The organism is Simplicispira sedimenti, assembly GCF_022760965.1.
GTDB classification, from domain to species: Bacteria; Pseudomonadota; Gammaproteobacteria; order Burkholderiales; family Burkholderiaceae_C; genus Simplicispira; species Simplicispira sedimenti.
The window spans coordinates 20,234-40,060 of record NZ_JAKVIJ010000016.1 but is presented as its reverse complement, the minus strand read 5'-3'; the positions used below and the strand labels follow the sequence as shown (position 1 = coordinate 40,060).

Sequence of the window (19,827 nt, the reverse complement as noted above, 5' to 3'; positions counted from 1 at the left end):
GCTGTACAACTCCATGACCACACCCACCCAAGGCATCGTTCTGTTCGCACACGGCTCGCGCGACCCCCTCTGGCGCGCGCCCATCGAGGCCGTCGAGGCCCACATCCGTGCCCACCACCCTGGCGTTGCCGTGCGCTGCGCCTACCTGGAGCTGACCACACCCGACCTGCCCCAGGCCGTGGAAGACCTGGTAGGCCAGGGCGCCACGGCGGTGACCATCGTTCCGATGTTCCTGGGCACCGGCAAGCACGCCCGCGAGGATCTGCCCGTGCTCGTGGCCGAACTGCGGGCCCGCCACCCCCACGTGCAAGTGCATGTACAGGCGGCCATTGGCGAAGACCCGCGCATGACGGCGCTCATGGCCCACATTGCCTGCACCCCGCCCGCGCAATAGACGATTGCAGCATAATGATGCGACTTTTTAGCCGCATCTGGATATGAACCTGCACCAATTCCGCTTCGTCCAGGAAGCCGCGCGCCGCAACCTGAACCTCACCGAAGCCGCCAAGGCACTGCACACCTCGCAGCCAGGGGTCTCCAAGGCCATCATCGAGCTGGAAGGTGAGTTGGGCATCGAGATTTTTGCGCGCCACGGCAAGCGGCTGCGGCGCATCACCGAACCCGGCCAGCATGTGCTGCGCAGCATCGAGCTCATCATGCGCGAGGTGGGCAACCTCAAGCGCATTGGCGAGCAGTTCAGCGCCCAGGACAGCGGCACGCTCTCCATCGCTACCACCCACACGCAGGCGCGCTACGTGCTGCCCGTGCCCGTGGCCAAGCTGCGTGAGGCCTACCCCAAGGTCAACATCAGCCTGCACCAGGCCACGCCGCACGAGGTGGCGCGCATGGTGATCGACGAGGTGGCCGAAATCGGCATGGCCACCGAATCGCTGGCCGACTACCCCGAACTCGTCACCCTGCCCTGCTACGAATGGCAGCACGTGCTGGTGCTGCCCCACGGGCACCCGCTGGCGCAAAAGGAGCGCATCGGCATCGACGACATTGCGCACGAGCCGCTGATCACCTACCACCCCTCGTTCACCGGGCGCGGCAAGATCGACGCCGCCTTTGCTGCACGCCGCCTGCAGCCGCGCATCGTGCTCGAAGCCATTGACTCCGACGTGATCAAGACCTACGTGCGCCTGGGGCTGGGCATAGGCATCGTGGCCGAAATGGCCGTGCGTGACGACCCGCTGGGCGACCTGGCCGTGCGCCCCATGGGCCATTTGTTTGGCCAGAGCGTGGCGCGCGTGGCCTTCAAGCGCGGCGCCTACCTGCGCAATTTTGTGTACAAGTTTGCCGAGCTGCTGAGCGACCGCCTGAGCCGCGAACTGGTGGCCCGCGCCATGAGCGGGCAAGTGAACGATTACGAGCTTTGATCTGCGCACACGTTATGACCGAACGCACCCCCGTCCTCGCCAGCCGCCTGCCCCAGGTGGGCACCACCATCTTCAGCGTCATGTCGGCCCTGGCCGCCGAACACGGCGCCGTCAACCTGGGCCAGGGCTTCCCCGACTTCGACTGCGACCCGGCCCTGATCGATGCGGTGCACCAGGCCTTGCGCGCCGGCCACAACCAGTACCCGCCCATGCCCGGCGTGCCTGCCCTGCGCCAGGCGGTTGCTACAAAATTAGTAGCTACCAGCGCACACCAGTATTGCCCTGATGCCGAAATCACCATCACAGCCGGTGCCACCCAGGCCATCCTGACGGCCATCCTGGCCATCGTGCACCCCGGCGACGAGGTCATCGTGCTCGACCCCTGCTACGACAGCTACGTGCCCAACATCGAGCTGGCCGGTGGCAAAGCCGTGCGCGTGCCCCTCACGCCGGGCACCTTCCGCCCCGACTTTGGCAAGATCAGCGCCGCCCTCACGCCGCGCACCCGTGCCCTGATCATCAACAGCCCGCACAATCCCAGCGCCACCGTCTGGAGCGCGCAGGACATGCAGACCCTGCAGGAGCTGCTGGCGCCCACCGACGTGCTGCTCATCAGCGACGAGGTGTACGAGCACATGGTGTTCGACGGCGCCGCACACCAGAGCGCCGCGCGCTTTCCGGGGCTGGCGGCGCGCGCCTTCATCGTGTCGAGCTTCGGCAAGACCTTCCACGTCACGGGCTGGAAGGTGGGCACTGTGGCCGCGCCTGCGCCACTGATGGCCGAGTTCCGCAAGGTGCACCAGTTCAACGTGTTCACGGTGAACACGCCCATGCAGCACGGCATTGCCGCCTACCTGCGCGACCCTGCGCCCTGGCAGCAATTGCCCGCCTTCTACCAGGCCAAGCGCGACCTGTTCCGCCAGGGGCTGGAGGGCTCGCGCCTGCGCCTGCTGCCGAGCACCGGCAGCTATTTCCAGTGCGTGGACATCTCGGCCGTGAGCGACCTGAGCGAGGCCGACTTCTGCCAGTGGCTTACGCGCGAGATCGGCGTGGCGGCCATTCCGCTCTCGGCCTTCTATGGCGACGGGTTCGACCAGCGCGTGGTGCGCTTCTGTTTCGCCAAGAAGGACGAGACGCTGCGCGAAGCCATCGCGCGGCTGCGCAAGCTCTGACCACCCACCAGGGGGGCAAAACCCAGCAAGGCACAGGGTTGTGCCATGCCGACACCACCCGCCCAGGCATGCCCACTTAGCATGCGCAGACCCACCACACCCTCAGGAGTCTGCATGCTGACACGCCGCCATTTTCTGGGAGCCAGTCTGGCCATGACCGCCTATGCCGGCGGCTCCATGGTGCCCGCCTGGGCACAAAACGCACCGTCCTTGGGAACACCCACCCTGCCTTCACCGGGCTGGCGGCGCACCAAGGTGGGCGATGCCGAGGTGATAGCCCTCATCGATGGTATTGCGCGGCGCCCTTTGGGCGAGGAGTTCGTGAAGAACGCCCCCCTGGCCGAGGTACGCGCCCTGCTGGCCAGCCAGAACCTGCCCACGGACTACATCGATGTGCCGTTCACGCCCTTCCTCATTGTGGCGGGCGGACGCAAGATCCTGCTGGACACCGGCCTGGGCGAGTTTGGCGGCCCCACCACCGGCAAGCTGCTGGAACACCTGCACGCCGCCGGTGTGCAGCCGTCCGAGATCGACACCGTCCTCATCAGCCACTACCACGGCGACCACATCAACGGCCTGCGCAACAAGGCGGGCGACTATGTGTTTGCCAAGGCCAAGGTCATGGTGCCCACCACCGAGCACGCCTTCTGGATGGACGACGCCCGCATGGCCGCCGCCCCGCAGGGCATGAAAGGCGCTTTCGAGAATGTACGCCGCACCTTTGCCTCCATGCCCCAGGGCATGCTGGTGCCATTCGAGCCGGGGGCCGAGATGGCACCGGGCATCCAGTCCATCGCGGCCTACGGGCACACGCCGGGGCACACGCTGTTCCACCTGCAGTCGGCGGGCCAGCATTTCCATTACGTGGCCGACCTGACCAACGTGCCCGCGTTGTTTGCCCGCAACCCCGACTGGGCCGTCACTTTCGACATGGACGCCGAAGCGGCCCGCAAGGTGCGCCGCGAAATGCTGGCGCGCACGGTCACCAGCCAGTCGCTGGTGGGCGGCTTTCACTTCCCCTTCCCGGCCCTGGGCCGCATGGTGGCGGCAGGGCAAGGATACGCATTCGAGCCGCTCAAGGTCTGAATTTGCAAGGCCTGACTTCTCACGGCCCGAAGCCGCACCGGGTCACAGTGCCCGCTGCATGGTGATGTGAGGGATGCCCGCCTCCATCCACGGTTCGCCGTGGATGCGGTAGCCCGCACGCTCGTAGAACGCCCGCGCCTGCACCTGCGCATGCAGCAGCACGCGCTGGTCGCCGCGTGCGCGGGCGGCGTCTTCCAGGGCACGCAGCACCTGACGGCCCCAGCCGCCGCCGCGCAGGGCGCGCTCCACCGCCATGCGGCCAATGCGCCCTTCCCCCGGCGCATGCTGTAGCAAGCGCCCCGTGGCCACGGGCATGCCCAGGCGGTTGCGCAGCACCACATGCACGGCGGTGGCGTCGAGTTCATCGACCTCGATGTCTGCGGGAATGCCCTGCTCCTGGATGAACACGGCATGGCGCACCCGCGCCGCATCCGGGCCCAGGGCATCCCAGGCGCCGCAGTGGGCATGGGCCATGGCATCTCCCGCCTCGTAGGCCGCAAAAATGGCGCGCAAGGCTTCCGGCACCGGGCGCGAAGTCTGCGTGGCCGGGTCGGCAAACACGTACACCAGCTCGCCCGACACCAGCAACTGCTCGCCCCGGAAAATGCCCGCCTGCAACAGCAAGGACGAATTGCCCACGCGCGCACAGCGCAGGCCAATGTCCAGCAGGTCTTCCAACTGCGCCGAGGCGTGGTACTCCAGCGTGGCCTTCTTGACGTAGATGTCGCCCCCCAGCGCCACCATGCTGGCCTCGTAGGGCAAGGCCAGCGCGCGCCAGTAGTCCATCATGGCGGTGTCGATGTACATCAGGTAGTGGGCGTTGAAGACGATTTTCTGCATGTCCACCTCGGCCCAGCGCACGCGCAGGCGGTGAAAGCAGCGGAAATCGGTGCGTTGCATGGTGTTCACTCCAAAACCAAACCAAAGGCCCGGCGCAGCGCAGCCGCCGCGTCGGCATGGGCCTGGCGCGCTTCGGGGATGGCGCGGCCCATCTTGATGAATTCATGCGTGACGCCGCGGTAGATTTCCAAGTCCACCGCCACCCCTGCGGCACGCAGCTTGTCGGCGTAGTCAATGCCCTCGTCCACCAGCGGGTCACATTCGGCCAGCCCCACCCAGGCGGGGGCCACGCCCTCCACATCGGGTGCGCGCAGCGGGGCAAAGCGCCAGTCCTCACGCTGGCTGCGCGTGGGCACATAGTGGCCAAAGAACCAATCAATGGCCTGCGCCTCCAGCACCAGGCCGTGCGCAAAGGTGGCGTGCGAGGGGGTGTCCTGGTGCGCCGTGGTGCCGGGGTAGATCAGCAGTTGCAGCGCCAGCGGCAGGCCCGCATCGCGCGCCTCGATGGCGCAGACTGCCGCCAGGGTGCCACCCGCACTGTCGCCACCCACAGCCAGGCGGGTGCGGTCTGCGCCCAGGCGCTCGGCCTGCGCGGCCAGCCAGGCCAGGGCGTCCCAGGCGTCGTGCGCGGCGGTGGGAAAGCGGTACTCAGGCGCAAGCCGGTAGTCCAGCGACACCACCATGGCGCCCGACAGGCGCGCCAGCTCGCGGCACAACACATCGTGCGTCTCTATGCTGCCCACCGTGAAGCCACCGCCGTGCAGGTACAGCAGCGCGGGCAGGCCCTGCCCCGCGCTCGGGGCGTACAGGCGGGCTGGCAAGGCATGGCCGTCGCGCGCTGGAATGCGCAGGTCTTCAATCCTGGGCAGCTCGGCACGCGGCACTTCGAGCACGCCCGCACCCGCCTCGTAGGCGGCACGCGCCTGCGCAGGGGTCAGGGTGTGCAGCGCCGGGCGCCGGGCGCGGTGCATGCGCTCCAGCACGCCGCGCATCTGCGGCGTGAGGCGGCCATGGTGGATGTGCAGGTGTGCGTGGGTGTGCAAGGTGGAATCCACTGCCGCAAGCCCCTCACTTGAACTGCACACGCACCGGCGCAGCACCGGGCAGGCCGTGGTAGGTGGCCGTCACGGCCAGCCCCGGCTTGGGCGGCAGCAGCGGCGAGAACGAGCCCAGGCTGATGAGGTCGCCCGGCTGCATGGCCAGCCCCTCTTGCGCCAGGGCACCGGCCAGCCACACCACGGCGTTGAGCGGGTGCTCCAGAATGTCGCTGCCCTTGCCAGCACCCAGCACTGCACCGCTACCGTCCTGCAGGCGCACCTGCATGTCGCGCAGGGCATCGAGCAGCGCGTAGCGCTCGGCGCGCAGCACGGGCACGGCCAGGGGCGCACCGGCCACGCCCAGGCGGGCGCCCACGTTGATGGCGCTGATGGCCGCGCCGTTGAGCTTGGGCGGCGCCTGCACCACCAGGTCGGGCAGCTCGATGAAAGGGATGACCTGGTCGATGGCTTCGAGCACCTCCATGGGCGTGCGCGCCTGGTTGATGGCCGCGCTCTTGACGCGCACCAGCATGTCCGCCTCGTACAAGGGGCGCGCGCCAAAGGCCGCCTCCACCGTGGCGCCGTTCGCCAGCACCATGCCCTCGTAGAGCTTGCCCCACACCGGCTTGTCGGTGTTGAAGCGCTTTTGCACCGCCGGATTGGTCAGGCCCGCCTTGTAGCCCACCACCTTGCCCAGGCGCGGCGCCAGCAGCGCGTTGAGCTTGGCGCGCGTGCAGGCGCCATCGGCATCGCTCAGCCCCTCGGGGTTGGCTGCGGGCTGGCGCGACAGGTAATGCGCCGCCAACTCGGCGGCCTGCGCATCGCTCAGGCAGGCAGCACTTGCGTTTGTCGCAAAAGCGACGGCCAGCGCCAGGGGGACAAGGGTGCGGGTCTTGGTCATGCAGGTCTCCGGGTTTACAGTTGTTTGCATCCATCCTAAACGCAAGCGGGCAGCGGTTGCTGTCACCCCCACGCCATGGCCTTCATTTACTACGTCACCCAGATCCAGTTCGAATACGGCGCCATCCAGCTGCTGAAGCAGGAGTGCGAACGCGTGGGCATCACACGCCCGCTGGTGGTCACCGACCCCGGCGTGAAGGCCGCCGGCGTGCTGCAAAAAGCGCTGGACGCCCTGCCCGACCTGCCCGTGGCCGTGTTCGACCAAACGCCCTCCAACCCCACCGAGGCCGCCGTGCGCGCCGCCGTGGCGGTGTACCAGGCCCAGGGCTGCGACGGCCTCATCGCCGTGGGCGGCGGCTCGGCCATCGACTGCGCCAAGGGCATCGCCATTGCGGCCACGCACGAAGGGCCGCTCACGCACTACGCCACCATCGAAGGCGGCTCGCCGCGCATCACCGAGCGGGCCGCGCCGCTGATCGCCGTGCCCACCACCAGCGGCACCGGCAGCGAGGTGGCGCGCGGCGCCATCATCATCGTGGACGACCACCGCAAGCTCGGCTTCCACTCCTGGAACCTGGTGCCCAAGACCGCCATCTGCGACCCCGAACTCACGCTGGGCCTGCCCCCACTGCTGACCGCCGCCACCGGCATGGACGCCATTGCGCACTGCATGGAGACCTTCATGTCCGCCGCCTTCAACCCACCGGCCGACGGCATCGCGCTCGACGGCCTGGAGCGCGGCTGGGCCGCCATCGAAAAGGCCACGCGCGACGGCTCCGATCGCGAAGCGCGCCTGAACATGATGAGCGCCAGCATGCAAGGCGCCATGGCCTTCCAAAAAGGCCTGGGCGCCGTGCACAGCCTGAGCCACAGCCTGGGCGGCGTGAACCCGCGCCTGCACCACGGCACCCTCAACGCCATGTTCCTGCCCTCCGTGGTGCGCTTCAACGCGCAGGCCCCATCGGTGCAAAAGGACAGGCGCCTGGAGCGCATGGCCCACGCCATGGGCCTGAACAGCGCGACGGACATCCCCGAAGCCATCCGCGACATGAACGCCCGCCTGGGCCTGCCCACCGGCCTGGCCGCCATGGGCGTGACCGAAGCCTTGTTCGACGACGTGATCAAAGGCGCGCTGGCCGACCACTGCCACAAAACCAACCCGCGTGTGGCCACGGCAGAGGAGTACCGGGAGCTGCTGGCGGCGTCGATGTAGCCATCGCCCCCACAAAGACGTCGCACAAAGCACGGTAAAAAATCTCGGCCTCTGTTGTAGCCGCAGTTGACCCAGAACCTATAGCGCCCCCACCACCCCCACATCCGGCCGCTCCAGCCACGCACTGAACTCCTGGGCCAGTTGCTCGCTGGCCGATACGGCGGTGCGCCACAGGCGCATGCGCTGGGCGGGGTCGTGGGCGTAGTGGATGAAGTCGTTGCGGTCGGGCAGTTTGGCGTGGGGCAGGCTGCGCACCCAGTCGGGGTGGGGACTCAGCAGCACCATGTGGTCCAGCGCCGGGGTGGCATGGTGGCGCCAGCGCAGGTGTTTGTCCAGCCAGCCGGGCACCACGGCCTGCTGGAAGTGGGGGTACAGCACCAGCCCGGCAGGGTTTGAATCTTTTTGGCCTTCAGCGCCCGTATCCATTGCGCTGGCAGCTATTGTTTTAATAGCATTTCGTGGGCAACGGTAGTGCAGGTGCATGTGGTAGTCGGTGATGCCGCCGTCCCAGTAGGCGCCGCTGGGGGCGCCTGCAATGTGTGGCACGGCCTGCAGCACGAAGGGGATGGAGCAACTGGCCTGCATGGCGGCCAGGAAGTTGGCTTCGGTCAGCGGCAGTTGGCGTGTGCGCAGGTCGTGCGTGGCAAAGGGCAGCGGTGCGCAGGCGGCGCCCGGTGCGCCATCGGGCGCGGAGAACACCACGCGTTCCAGCCAGGCGCTCAGGGCCTTGCGCTGCGCCATGTTGGACACAAAGGCGCCCAGGTAGCCCAGCGGCGTGGCCCAGCGGTGCTCACGCGCCAACAGGTGGCGGCCACGGGCCGCTACGATGTGCAGGCGGTAGCGGGGGTGTTGCAGCACGGAATCGATCTGCCCGCCGTAAAACGCCTGCAGCGTTTGGCCGAAACGGGCGCTGACCTGCTGCGGCGTAGGGCGGCGGGCGCCGGGCTCGGGGTCGTACTGCTGGGCGATATAGTCGTGCTCCAGCCGCTGCAGGGCGGCCACCGGGTCGGGCAGGCAGGCCGTGGCCATGCGCCACGCGCCGATGGAGGCGCCCACCAGGTGCACGGGCTGGGTGGAGCGCGGCAGCCAGGTGCCGAACAGAAAGCGGTCCAACGGCCCCAGCACCAGGCCCTTGGGGCCGCCGGCGGCGGCGGGGATGGTGCACACGTCCTGCGGCTGCAGGCCGTGGCGGCGCAGGTGGGCCAGCGCCTTTGCGCCTGCGTGGATGCGCAGTGCCTTCATGCCGATGGGTCGCAGATCAGGTCAGACCAGGTACAGGTCGGGGTCTGCGGCATCGGCGGATTCTTCGGGTTTGGGGTTCCAGTCGATGGGGTCCTGGCGCAGCACCATGTCGATGTCCAGCCCCAGGGGCAGGCCCACCTGGTCGGGGAAGGTGACGACCATTTCCTTTTCGTCCATGCCCGCCTCGTGGGCGCGCACGCGCCACACGGCCAGGTGCACCACACCGGCCAGTGGCTCGTAGGTGCGGTTTTCGAACGGGGCGTGCTGGTATTTGAGGGCATCGACCACGGCCTCGGGCAACTGCCAGCGCTCCGCCAGGCCGGCGCTGACCTGGTTGTAGCAGTAGCCAAAGATGCGCCCTTCCAGCTTGGCCCGGCGCAGGTCCAGCGGCGCGACCAGGGTGTTGAGCGACTGCACGCGCTCGGGGTCGGCCTGGTGGATGAGCAACTCGCCAATGCCGTGCAGCAAGCCTGCGGTGTAGGCCGCCGCCTGGCTGTGGTGCACGCTGCCCGCCAGCGAGCGGGCGAACTTGGCTGCGGCCAGGCTGTAGCGCCAGAACTGTTGCAGGTTCAGGCCCGGCACCGAGCGCGAGGCCGTGCCCAGCGGCGCGGTACTGACCAGTTCGCGCAGGTGCGCCGTGCCCAGCAGGGCCAGCGCCTCGGAGATGCCGGCCACGGTGCGGGGGCCTGCGAAGGCGTCGGAGTTGGCTTTTTCGAGCAGGCGGGCGGCCAGGGCCGGGTCGGTGCCGAACAACTGGTTCACGCGCCGCAGGTTGGGTTCCTCGTGCGCCAGCTCGCTCATGAGCAAGGCCACCGCCCTGGGCAGGCTGGGCAGGAGGGCGGGCGTGGCCAGCAGGGCGTTCAGTTCCATGGGGGCACGGCGGTGGGATCGGTTCGCCTGATTATGTACCTGCCCTGCCCTTTCCTTGCTGCAGCTTGGCAAACGCCGAGGCCATGGCGCTCTGGGGCGCGGGTTCGTTGCTTCGGCGCGACTGTGCCTGGCCCCGGCCTGCGCTTTCAAAGCGGTTGTCGCGCGGCCCGTCGCGGCGCGCGGGGGCGGCGTCCAGCTTCATGCTCAGGCTGATGCGCTTGCGTGCAACATCCACCTCCAGTACCTTGACCTTGACGATGTCGCCGGTCTTGACCACCTCGCGCGCGTCCTGCACAAACTTGTGTGCCAACTGGCTGACGTGCACCAGCCCGTCCTGGTGCACGCCCAGGTCCACAAAGGCGCCGAACTGGGCCACGTTGCTCACCGTGCCCTCCAGCACCATGCCTTCCTTGAGGTCGGCAATGTCTTCCACGCCTTCGTTGAAGCGCGCCACCTTGAAGTCGGGGCGCGGGTCGCGGCCGGGCTTTTCCAGCTCGCCCAGGATGTCCTTGACCGTGATGACGCCGAACTTCTCGTTGGCAAACAGCTCGGGCTTGAGCGTCTTGAGCATGTCGGCGCGGCCCATCAGCTCGGCCACGGGCTTGCCGGTCTGGGCAATGATCTGCTCCACCACGGGGTAGGTCTCGGGGTGCACGCCGGTCATGTCCAGCGGGTTGTCGCCGCCGCGGATGCGCAGAAAGCCCGCGGCCTGCTCGAAGGTCTTGGCGCCCAGGCCCGACACGTCCATGAGCTGCTTGCGGTTTTTGAACGCGCCGTTCTGCTCGCGCCAGCGCACCACGGCCTTGGCCACGCTGGGCGAGAGGCCCGACACGCGCGAGAGCAGCGGCGCACTGGCGGTGTTCAGGTCCACGCCCACGGAGTTGACGCAGTCTTCGACCACCGCATCCAGCGTGCGCGCCAGCTCGCTCTGGTTCACGTCGTGCTGGTACTGGCCTACGCCAATGCTCTTGGGGTCGATCTTGACCAGCTCGGCCAGCGGGTCCTGCAGGCGCCGCGCAATGCTGGCGGCGCCGCGCAGGCTCACGTCCACGTCGGGCATTTCCTGGCTGGCGTATTCGCTGGCCGAATAGACCGAGGCGCCGGCTTCGCTGACCACTATCTTTTCGATAGCTGCCTGCGCTTGTCCCGCTTGCCCTTGGGCCGCTTTTTGCCATAACTTGATGAGCTCGGCGGCGAGCTTGTCGGTCTCGCGGCTGGCGGTGCCGTTGCCGATGGCGATGAGCTGCACGCCGTGCTTTTCGACCAGGCGGGCCAGCGTGTGCAGGCTGCCGTCCCAGTCGCGACGCGGCTCGTGGGGGTAGATGGTGGCGGTTTCGACGAGCTTGCCGGTGGCGTCCACCACGGCCACCTTCACGCCGGTGCGGATGCCGGGGTCCAGCCCCATCACCGCCTTGGTGCCCGCCGGGGCGGCCAGCAGCAGGTCGCGCAGGTTGTCGGCAAACACCTTGATGGCGACCTTCTCGGCCTCTTCGCGCAGGCGCGAGAACAGGTCGCGCTCGGTCGAGAGGCTGAGCTTGACGCGCCAGGTCCAGGCCACGCATTTGCGGATCAGGTCGTCGGCCTTGCGGCCTGCGTGGCTCCAGCCCAGGTGCAGGGCAATCTTGCCTTCGGCCAGGCTGGGTTTGCCAGGCTCAGGTTCGACGGGCAGCACGAGCTTGGCTTCCAGAATCTCCAGCGCCCGGCCGCGGAACACCGCCAGCGCCCGGTGCGAGGGCACGCGGCCAATGGGCTCGTCGTAGTCGAAGTAATCACGGAACTTGGCCACCTCGGGATCGGCCTCGTTCTTGGACTCCACCTTCTTGCTGCGCAGCAGGCCCTCGGCCCACAGCCATTCGCGCAGTGCCTGCACGAGCTGCGGGTCTTCGGCCCAGCGTTCGGAGAGGATGTCGCGCACCCCGTCCAGCACCGCCAGGGGGGTGGAGAAGTCCGGCCCCGGCTTGCCGTCGTCCAGCAGCGTGGCGGGCTTGCAGAAGGCCTGCGCCTCGGCCACCGGGTCCAGCGTGGGGTCGGCAAACAGCTTGTCGGCCAGCGGCTCGATGCCGAATTCGCGTGCAATCTGGCCCTTGGTGCGGCGTTTTTGCTTGAAGGGCAGGTACAGGTCTTCCAGTTCCTGCTTGGTGGGCGCGGCGGCAATGGCGGCGCGCAAGGCGTCGGTGAGCTTGCCCTGCTCGTCAATCGCCTTGAGCACGGCGGCGCGGCGCTCGTCCAGCTCGCGCAGGTAGGACAGGCGCGCTTCGAGCTCGCGCAGCTGGATGTCGTCCAGCCCGCCGGTCGCCTCCTTGCGGTAGCGCGCGATGAAGGGCACGGTGGCCCCGCCGTCCAGCAAATCCACCGCAGCGCGGACCTGCGATTCCCCAATTTTGATTTCTGCGGCCAATTGCCGGATGATGCTCTGCATGAACCAAGGTCTGAAACACGAAGCGCGCGAGTTTGCCACAGCCGGGCCGGCACCATCCGTCACCTGCGCGCCCCGCCCTGCCGCCCGCATCGGGCGCACATGGCGCTTGGCCCAGGCGTGCGTGCTGGCGCTGGCCGCCCTGGCCGGCGGTGCCACCCATGCACAACCAGACGAGGACGAGGACGGCCAAGCCCAGCCCCCCACCTCCGCCCCTGCGGCCGCCCCGGTACGCATGGAGGTGTCGGAGGACGGCACCCTGGTGATCGATGCGCGCTCCAAGGTCGCCTGGTCGCGCTGCCTGGAAGGCACGCGCTGGAACGGCAAGACCTGTGCCGGTCTGCCACGCCTGTTCACCCGCGGCGAAGCCCAGGCCGTGGCGCGCGAGCGCAGCCAGGCCGAGGGCGTGCCCTGGCGCTTGCCCCGCGCCACCGAGCTGCGCCACCTGGTGCAGCGCCGCGCCGTGCCGCCAGGGGTGGATTCGGTGCTGTTCCCGTCCTCGCCCGGCACCTGGCACTGGTCCAGCACCTCGCGCATCCACACCGGCAGCGTCAACATGTACAACTATGGCAGTGCCATGCAGGGCAGCACCGGCGGCGTGGCCAACCGCATGGGCACGCGCCAGGGCTGGGCGGTGGACATGGGCAGCGGCGACTCTGCCCCGGTGCACAAGGACAGCGCGCTGCCCGTGCGGCTGGTGCGCCCCTACCCGTGAACGGCGCCACAACCCGCGCCGCCTTGTATGGCAGCGCCCTGCTGGTGGTTGTGCTGCTGACGGGTCTGCTGTGGTACCTGGCGCCGCTGCGCCCCAGCGCCCTGAGCCTGCAATTTGCCGCCACGCCGCAGGCGTTTGGCGCCATCGTGCACACCTGGCCGCCCGAGCACCTGGAACGCTACCGCCTGCACCTGCTCATCGACGGTGCGCTGCTGCTGGCCTACGGCGTGTTTGGCTACCTGTTTGCCACGCGGCAGGGGCTGATGGCGCATTGGCGCCCATGGCTGCGCACCGCCGTGGCTTGGTTGCTGCCACTGGCCGCCGCCAGCGACGCCACCGAAAACGCGCTGCACTGGTGGCTGACCGAGGTGCCGCGCTTTGGCGTGCCGCAGGTGTACAGCGCCGCCTTCGCGGCCGTGGCCCTGAAATGGGCCCTGTGCATGGCCTTTGTGCTGGCGGTGGTGGCGGCTGCGGCCACCCAGCCAGACGAATGAAGTCCGCAGCCGCTGCGTGAAGGGCCTTACCCGGCGCGCAACTGCGCGCGCAGTTGTACGCCCAGCTCGGGCTTGTCGGCAAAGGGGTCGGTGGGGTTGCGCACCTGCACGATGTCTTCCATGCGCGTGCGCACCGCGCCCAGGGCCTGGGGGTGGCTGAAGATGTAGAACTGCCCGGCGGCCACGGCGTCGAAGACCTTTTGCGCCACTTCGGCGGCGGTCACCTTGCCGCTGCTGACCGCCTTGGAGATCATGGCCTGGCCGATGAGCTGGCTGCGCGTGGGCTTGTCGGCCGCCAGGGCGCCGGGGCGGTTGCGGTGGCTGTCGTTGATGCCGGTGGACACAAAGTACGGGCACAGCACGCTGGCGCCGACCTGGTCGCTCACGAGGGAAAGGTCCTGGTACAGCGTCTCGCTCAGGCTCACCACGGCGTGCTTGCTGACGTTGTACACGCCCATGTTGGGCGGCGTGAGCAGGCCGGCCATGCTGGCGGTGTTGACGATGTGGCCGCGCCAGGCGGGGTCGTTGCGGGCGGCGTCGAGCATCATGGGGGTGAATACACGCACGCCGTGCACCACGCCCATGAGGTTGACGCCCAGCACCCATTCCCAGTCCTGCACCGAGTTTTCCCAGATCAGGCCACCCGAGCCCACGCCCGCGTTGTTGAACACCAGGTGCGGCGCCCCGAAGCGCGCCAGCACGTCGGCTCCGAGTTGCTCCATTTGCGCGGCGTTGGACACGTCCACGCGGCAGGCCAGCACCTGGCTGCCCGCAGCGCGCATTTCAGCGGCGGCGGCGTCCAGCGCGTCCTGCTGCACATCGACCAGCACCAGGTTCATGCCCAGGCGTGCGCCGATGCGCGCGCATTCCAGCCCAAAACCCGAGCCCGCGCCGGTGAGGACGGCGGTCTTGCCTGCAAAGTTGTCGATCATTGCTCTGCCTTTCTGAGTACGTATCCGATGCGTGGGAAATGAACGTGCACCGTGCCCGCACGGGGGTCTTCGCGGCGCAGCGTGTAACGGGTGCGGGTGGCCGCCAGCAGCGTGCCTTGCGTGGGTTCCTGGCCGAAGCTCTCTGCCGCCACGGTGACCTGGCTGCCCAGGGGGATGCCGTGCTCGTCCTGGAACACGTCATCCAGCAGCGGCGCGGGCTCGGCGTTGGCGGCCACGGTGATGGCGTCTTCGGCCTTGAACTTCTCCATGCGCGCCGGGCCCAGGGCGGCGATGCGGTCCATCCACTCCAGCACGGCGGGCACGGGCTCGAAGATGTCGGCCATGGTGGGCACACACACGCGGGTGAACCACAGCGGGTGGTAGGCGGCAAAGTCGGCCACGCAGGGCTGGTCGCCAAAGAGGAAGTCATGCTCCTCCACCATGTGGGCAATGCGCCGCAGGTAGGAGCGGTAGGCGGCGGTGGCGTCCTGCGGGCGCAGGCGCTGCATGCCAGCGCTCATGGCGCCCCGGTCGGCGGCAAAGGCCTTGGCGGCCTCCGGCGGCTGCTGCGCAAACAGGGCGGTAGCGCCACGCGGCTGCAGGTTGTAGGCCATGGCGGCCCAGAACAAGGTGCTGTCGGCCCACTGCGCGACGATGCGCGAGACCCCCAGCAGGTGCGGCGGGTACAGCGCGGGCTCGGCGCTGCGCTGCTCCAGCACCTGGCAGATGAGCGCGGTGTCGCAATAGATGTCGGCGCCGATCTGCAGGATGGGCGTGCGCCGGTAGCCGCCGGTCAGGGCCAGCACATCGGGCTTGGGCATCACGTCGGGGATGATGACCGAGCGGTAGGCCAGTTGCTTGAAGGCCAGCACGCGGCGGATCTTTTCGGCAAAGGGCGACGCGGGGTAGTGGTGCAGGATCAGGGTGTCCATGGGGTCTCCGGCGGTGGTGGTCAATGGGTTCAGACCAGCTTGACGAGCTGCTTGCCGAAGTTCTTGCCCTTGAGCATGCCCAGGAAGGCCTCGGGCGCAGCCGCCAGGCCCTGGGCCACGCTCTCGCGCGGGCGCAGCGTGCCGCTGCCCACGAGCTGACCCAGTTCCTTGAGCGCCTCGGGCCAGACCTCCATGTGCTCGCCCACGATGAAGCCTTCGACCTTCATGCGGTTGATGAGGATGAGCGCCGGGTTGGCCATGGCCAGGGGCGCGCCGTCGTAGCCCGCGATCATTCCGCACACGGCAATGCGGCCAAACGCATTCATGCGCAGCATCACGGCATCCATGATCCAGCCGCCGACGTTTTCAAAGTAGCCGTCGATGCCGTCGGGGCAGGCGTCCTTGAGCGCCTTGGCCAGCGAGCGCGTGTCGCCGTTGTGCGCCTTGTAATCGATGCAGGCGTCAAAGCCCAGCTCCTCGGTGGCGTAACGGCATTTGTCGGCGCCGCCCGCAATGCCCACCGCACGGCAGCCCCGGGCCTTGGCCAGCGCAGCAAAGGCGCTGCCCACCGCGCCGGTGGCGGCGCTCACCACCACGGTGTCACCCGCCTTGGGCGCAATGATCTTGACCAGCCCGTACCAGGCCGTGACGCCGGGCATGCCCACGGCGCCCAGGTAGTGCGACAGGGGCACATGGGTGGTGTCCACCTTGCGCAGGGTGCCGGGGGTGTTGGCATCGACCACGCTGTACTCCTGCCAGCCACCCATGCCCACCACCTTGTCGCCCGCGGCGTACTTGGGATGGCGGCTCTCGACCACCTCGCCCACCGTGCCGCCGATCATCACGCTGTCCAGCGGCTGGGCGGCGGCGTAGCTCTTGCTCTCGTTCATGCGGCCGCGCATGTAGGGGTCCAGGCTGAGGTAGTGGTGGCGCACCAGCACCTGGCCGTCCTGCAGCGCAGGCGTGTCGGTGGCGACGAGGCGGAAGTTCTCCACCGTGGCTTCGCCCTGGGGGCGGCTGGCAAGCAGGATTTGCTGGTTGCGGGGCATGGTTTGGCTCCTTTTGCTACTGTTTTGATAGCTGCTTTCGCTTTATCCATAAGCGCTACAGCCAGATTTGTCTATGAACCCATCAATCGGTGGGCACGGCCTTGAGTACATGCACCTGGCGCCCATCCACCGGCAGGCGGCGCACCACCTTGAAGGTGCCCGTGGCCTGGCAGCACAGGCGGCCCTGTGCGTCATGCACCGTGGCCTCGGTAAAGGCCAGCGTGGCCGTGCGGTGCAGCAGGCGCCCACGCGCCACCAGCGGCCCCTGGGCGGGCTGCATGAAGCTGGTCTTCATCTCGACGGTGACCACGCCCATCTCGGGCGCGTGGCTGCGCGCCGCCGTGGCCATGGCCACGTCCAGCAGCGTCATCAGCGCACCGCCGTGGGTCACGTCAAACGAGTTGTGGTGCTCCGGCCGCGCCGCGTAGCGCAGCTCGGACTCCCCCGCCTCCATGCGGTGCAGGGTAAAGCCCAGGTGCTCCACAAACGGAATGTGCACGCCAAAGCTCATTGCGTCTGTCATCTCAGCATCTCCACAACACGCCGCACCACCCCTGCCGCAGGACATGGGCGCGCCCCAGACCAGGGCCGCCGTGCAAGGGCCGCCCCGCCGCACTGGCGGCGTCCCCCTGCCCGCCTCGCAACGCGAGGCGAGAGCGGGGGGAAGGCGCGCAGCGCCACAGGGGGGTGCACCAAAATCACCCCCCCACCAGCGCGCTCACGCCGCCATCCACGGCCACATACTGGCCGGTGATGTGCTTGCCCGCGTCCGACGCCAGCAGCACGCTCAGGCCCTTGAGGTCTTCGTCGTCGCCCAGGCGGTTGAGCGGTGCATGGGCGCGCAGCTTGTCTTCGCCCAGCGCCTGCAACAGGCCCTTGGTCATCTTGCTGGGGAAAAAGCCCGGGCAGATGGCGTTGACGCGGATGCCGTAGCGCCCCCACTCGCCCGCCAGCGCGCGCGTGAAGTTGATGACCGCGCCCTTGGAGGTGTTGTACGCCACGGTCTGCATGCCCACCGGGTTGCCCCCCAGGCCGGCAATGGAGGCCACGTTCAGGATACTGCCGCGCTTGCGCGCAATCATGCTGTGCTTGGCCACGTACTGGCTGAGCAGGAAGTAGCCGCGCACGTTGAGGTTCATGACCTTGTCCCAGGCGTCGAGCGGGTGGTCTTCGGCCGGTGCACCCCAGGTGGCACCCGCGTTATTGACGAGGATGTCGATGTCGCCCATGCGCTCCAGCGTCTCGCGCCCCAGGCGCTCGATGTCGGCTTCCTTGGCGCAGTCGGCAGCTATCCAGCGGGCATCAATGCCAGCGGCCTGCAGCTCGGCGGTGGCCTCTTCCAGGTCGGCGGCCTTGCGCGAGCTGAGCATGATGCGCGCGCCCGCCTCGCCCAGCGCGTGGGCCATCTGCAGGCCCAGGCCGCGCGAGCCGCCGGTGACGAGTGCGGTCTTGCCTTGGAGGTCGAACAGTTGTTGGATGGTACGGGTCATGGTGGTGTGGTCTCCTTGGGTAATGCATTGGCCCTGACCGCCCAGCAGCGCTGCCAGGGCCGGTCGTCGTCGAACGATTGTGCGCGCCCGCCCTGGCGACGCCTGTCTCCTGAGCGATTGGCCGGGGCAAAACGCCGGGACACAGGCACGGGGCGGGTGCGCGTGGTAGTTGTGCCGTGTCGCCTTAGAACGCCTCTTCTGCCATCGCCATGCAGGTGGGGTCGCGAGTGCCCACCACGCGCAGCCAGGCACCGATCTTGGGCAGCTCGTAATGGTAAAAATACCTTGCAGCGCCCATTCTTCCTACGTTAGCAGCTATCGAAAGCGTAGCATCTTGCGCCAGCACCTTGCACGCTACATCCAGCCACATCCAGGCCAGCACCATGTGGCCAAAGGCCTGCATGTAAGGCACGGCGTTGGCCAGCGCCTCGTTGGGGTTGCCGGTGGACCAGGCGGCCTGGGTGGCGGCGCTCACGTCCTGCAGGGCCTGGGCGAGCTGGTCGGCATAGGGCGCCAGTTCGGGCCTTTGGCGGGCCTGGGCAATGGTGGCTCCGATGGTGCGCGCCAACAGCTGCAGCCCTGCCCCGCCCTGCATGATGACCTTGCGGCCCAGCAGGTCGGCGGCCTGGATGCCGTGCGTGCCCTCGTGGATCATGTTCAGGCGGTTGTCGCGCCAGTACTGCTCCACCGGAAAGTCGCGCGTGTAGCCGTAGCCGCCGTGGATCTGGATGGCCAGCGAATTGGCCTCCAGGCAGAACTCGCTGGGCCAGCTCTTGGCGATGGGGGTGAGCACCTCCAGCAGCAGCTTGGCCTGCGCGGCGGCCTCGGCGCTGCCCGTGCGGCCCTCGTCCACCAGCTTGGCGCAGTACAGGTTGAGCGCCAGCGCGCCCTCGCTGTAGCTCTTTTGCGCCAGCAGCATGCGCTTGACGTCGGCGTGCTCGATCAGGCGCACCTGGGGGCTGCTGGCGTCCTTGCCGCCTTCGCTGATGGGGCGGCCCTGCAGGCGCGTCTTGGCGTAGTCCAGGCTGGCGTAGTAGCCCGCCAGGCCCAGCATGGTGGCGGCCATGCCGATGGCGATGCGTGCCTCGTTCATCATGTGGAACATGCACTTGAGGCCCTCGCCCGGCTTGCCCACCAGGTAGCCGATGGCGCCAGCCCCCCGGCCGTCCAGGCCGCCGCCCTGCTCCGCGCGCACGGGGTACTTGCCCTCGCCAAAGTTCAGCAGCGTGTTGGTGGTGCCGCGCCAGCCCAGCTTGTGGTTCAGGCCGGCCAGGGCCACGTCGTTGCGCTCGCCGGTGAGCTGGCCTTCGGTGTCCACCAGCTTCTTGGGCACGATGAACAGCGAGATGCCCTTCACGCCCGGCACCAGCTTGCCATCCGGCCCCGGAATCTTGGCCAGCACCAGGTGCACGATGTTCTCGGTCAGCTCATGGTCGCCCGAGCTGATCCACATCTTGTTGCCGCGCAGGCGGTAGCGCGGGCCCAGCGGGTCGGTCTCGAAGCCCTCGCCATCGGCCTCGGCGCGGGTGGTGATGTCGCTCAAGGACGAGCCTGCCTGCGGCTCGCTCAGGCACATGGTGCCCGCCCAGCGGCCGTTGAATTCGTTGGCGGCAAACACCTGCTGCTGCATCGGCGTGCCATGCACCAGGATGGCATTGGCATTGCCCGTGGTCAGCAGGTTGGAGCCAATGCTGATGGACGCGCAGCCAAAGAAGCTGCCCGCCGCCGACTCCACCACATAGGGCAGCTGCATGCCGCCCAGCTCATAGTCTTGCGCGGCGCTCAGCATGCCGCTTTCGGCATAGGCCTGGCGCGCTTCGTAGGTGCATTGCGGCAGGATGACCTTCTCGCCGTCGAAATGCGGCTCCTGCACATCCACCGTGCGGTTGAAGGGCGCGTACTTCTCGCGCGCGATGCGCTCGCAAGTGTCCATCACGGCGTCGAAGGTCTCGCGCGAATGGTCGGCAAAGCGCTCGCGCGCGGTGAGCGACTCGGCCTGGAGCCAGTCGTACAACAGAAAGTCGAGGGTGGAGCGGAGGGAGGTGGTCATGCGCCAAATG

19 protein-coding genes are annotated in these 19,827 nt (G+C 68.3%); 7 read left to right on the top strand and 12 right to left on the bottom strand.

The genetic code is table 11. The annotated features are described in order from the left end of the window. The first annotated feature begins 13 nt into the window (after positions 1–13). The 4 genes from MJ602_RS15355 (at position 14) to MJ602_RS15340 (ending at position 3,637) form a co-directional block, all read left to right on the top strand. Positions 14–394 (top strand): sirohydrochlorin chelatase, encoded by a 381-nt coding sequence (locus tag MJ602_RS15355; RefSeq protein WP_243021660.1) that lies wholly within the window; start codon positions 14–16, stop codon positions 392–394. Positions 395–437: 43 nt separating this feature from the next. Then, complete coding sequence (locus MJ602_RS15350; RefSeq protein ID WP_162016148.1) at positions 438–1,379, top strand: CysB family HTH-type transcriptional regulator; 942 nt, start codon at positions 438–440, stop codon at positions 1,377–1,379. A gap of 14 nt (positions 1,380–1,393) precedes the next feature. Beyond that, the gene (locus tag MJ602_RS15345) at positions 1,394–2,551 is read left to right on the top strand and encodes a pyridoxal phosphate-dependent aminotransferase (protein WP_243021659.1); all 1,158 of its coding nucleotides are present in this window, start codon (positions 1,394–1,396) and stop codon (positions 2,549–2,551) included. A gap of 114 nt (positions 2,552–2,665) precedes the next feature. Further along, positions 2,666–3,637, top strand: coding sequence for an MBL fold metallo-hydrolase (locus MJ602_RS15340; RefSeq protein ID WP_243021658.1), 972 nt, complete (start codon positions 2,666–2,668; stop codon positions 3,635–3,637). Between the two features lie 42 nt (positions 3,638–3,679). On the opposite strand, the gene MJ602_RS15335 is transcribed toward MJ602_RS15340, so the two are convergent. The 3 genes from MJ602_RS15335 to MJ602_RS15325 form a co-directional block, all read right to left on the bottom strand. After that, complete coding sequence (locus tag MJ602_RS15335) at positions 3,680–4,537, bottom strand: YbgC/FadM family acyl-CoA thioesterase (RefSeq protein ID WP_243021657.1); 858 nt, start codon at positions 4,535–4,537, stop codon at positions 3,680–3,682. Positions 4,538–4,542: 5 nt separating this feature from the next. Next, positions 4,543–5,469 carry an alpha/beta hydrolase gene (locus MJ602_RS15330; RefSeq protein WP_243021679.1) on the bottom strand — a complete coding sequence of 309 codons (927 nt, stop codon included), beginning with the start codon at positions 5,467–5,469 and terminating at the stop codon, positions 4,543–4,545. 76 nt (positions 5,470–5,545) lie between these two features. Beyond that, positions 5,546–6,415, bottom strand: a complete 870-nt coding sequence (locus MJ602_RS15325; RefSeq protein WP_162016144.1) for a 2-keto-4-pentenoate hydratase — start codon at positions 6,413–6,415, stop codon at positions 5,546–5,548. A gap of 75 nt (positions 6,416–6,490) precedes the next feature. Between MJ602_RS15325 and MJ602_RS15320 the strand changes: the two genes are divergently transcribed. Then, positions 6,491–7,627 carry an iron-containing alcohol dehydrogenase gene (locus MJ602_RS15320; protein WP_243021656.1) on the top strand — a complete coding sequence of 379 codons (1,137 nt, stop codon included), beginning with the start codon at positions 6,491–6,493 and terminating at the stop codon, positions 7,625–7,627. A 78-nt stretch (positions 7,628–7,705) separates the two neighbouring features. Here MJ602_RS15320 and MJ602_RS15315 read toward each other — a convergent pair whose 3' ends face one another. From MJ602_RS15315 to MJ602_RS15305, 3 genes are read right to left on the bottom strand one after another with little or no spacing between them, the layout of a single operon-like run. After that, a complete protein-coding gene (locus tag MJ602_RS15315; RefSeq protein WP_243021655.1) occupies positions 7,706–8,869 on the bottom strand; it encodes a patatin-like phospholipase family protein in 1,164 nt (387 codons plus the stop codon). A gap of 21 nt (positions 8,870–8,890) precedes the next feature. Continuing rightward, a complete protein-coding gene (locus MJ602_RS15310; protein ID WP_243021654.1) occupies positions 8,891–9,739 on the bottom strand; it encodes an HDOD domain-containing protein in 849 nt (282 codons plus the stop codon). 31 nt (positions 9,740–9,770) lie between these two features. Next, on the bottom strand, positions 9,771–12,158 hold the full coding sequence (locus tag MJ602_RS15305; protein WP_243021653.1) for a Tex family protein: 2,388 nt from the start codon (positions 12,156–12,158) through the stop codon (positions 9,771–9,773). On the opposite strand from MJ602_RS15305, the gene MJ602_RS15300 reads away from it, so the two are divergent. After that, positions 12,157–12,870: an Lcl C-terminal domain-containing protein gene (locus MJ602_RS15300; protein ID WP_243021652.1), complete on the top strand. Its 714-nt coding sequence runs from the start codon at positions 12,157–12,159 to the stop codon at positions 12,868–12,870. The two genes, MJ602_RS15305 and MJ602_RS15300, sit on opposite strands and share 2 nt — an antisense overlap. Then, positions 12,867–13,364 (top strand): hypothetical protein, encoded by a 498-nt coding sequence (locus MJ602_RS15295; RefSeq protein WP_243021651.1) that lies wholly within the window; start codon positions 12,867–12,869, stop codon positions 13,362–13,364. Before MJ602_RS15300 ends, MJ602_RS15295 begins: the two co-directional genes overlap by 4 nt. Positions 13,365–13,390: 26 nt before the next feature. Here the strand turns inward: MJ602_RS15295 and MJ602_RS15290 are convergent, their stop codons facing one another. The 6 genes from MJ602_RS15290 to MJ602_RS15265 form a co-directional block, all read right to left on the bottom strand. Continuing rightward, entirely contained in the window at positions 13,391–14,296 is a 906-nt protein-coding gene (locus MJ602_RS15290; RefSeq protein ID WP_162016137.1) for an SDR family oxidoreductase, read from the bottom strand. Beyond that, entirely contained in the window at positions 14,293–15,228 is a 936-nt protein-coding gene (locus MJ602_RS15285) for a glutathione S-transferase family protein (RefSeq protein ID WP_243021650.1), read from the bottom strand. The genes MJ602_RS15290 and MJ602_RS15285 overlap by 4 nt, the downstream gene beginning before the upstream one ends. Before the next feature lie 29 nt (positions 15,229–15,257). Then, positions 15,258–16,277, bottom strand: a complete 1,020-nt coding sequence (locus MJ602_RS15280) for an NADP-dependent oxidoreductase (protein ID WP_162016135.1) — start codon at positions 16,275–16,277, stop codon at positions 15,258–15,260. Between the two features lie 82 nt (positions 16,278–16,359). Beyond that, positions 16,360–16,800, bottom strand: a complete 441-nt coding sequence (locus tag MJ602_RS15275) for a PaaI family thioesterase (protein WP_243021649.1) — start codon at positions 16,798–16,800, stop codon at positions 16,360–16,362. A 175-nt stretch (positions 16,801–16,975) separates the two neighbouring features. Beyond that, positions 16,976–17,767 (bottom strand): SDR family oxidoreductase, encoded by a 792-nt coding sequence (locus tag MJ602_RS15270; protein ID WP_243021648.1) that lies wholly within the window; start codon positions 17,765–17,767, stop codon positions 16,976–16,978. Positions 17,768–17,951: 184 nt separating this feature from the next. Next, complete coding sequence (locus MJ602_RS15265; RefSeq protein ID WP_243021647.1) at positions 17,952–19,817, bottom strand: acyl-CoA dehydrogenase; 1,866 nt, start codon at positions 19,815–19,817, stop codon at positions 17,952–17,954. Positions 19,818–19,827: the final 10 nt, after the last annotated feature.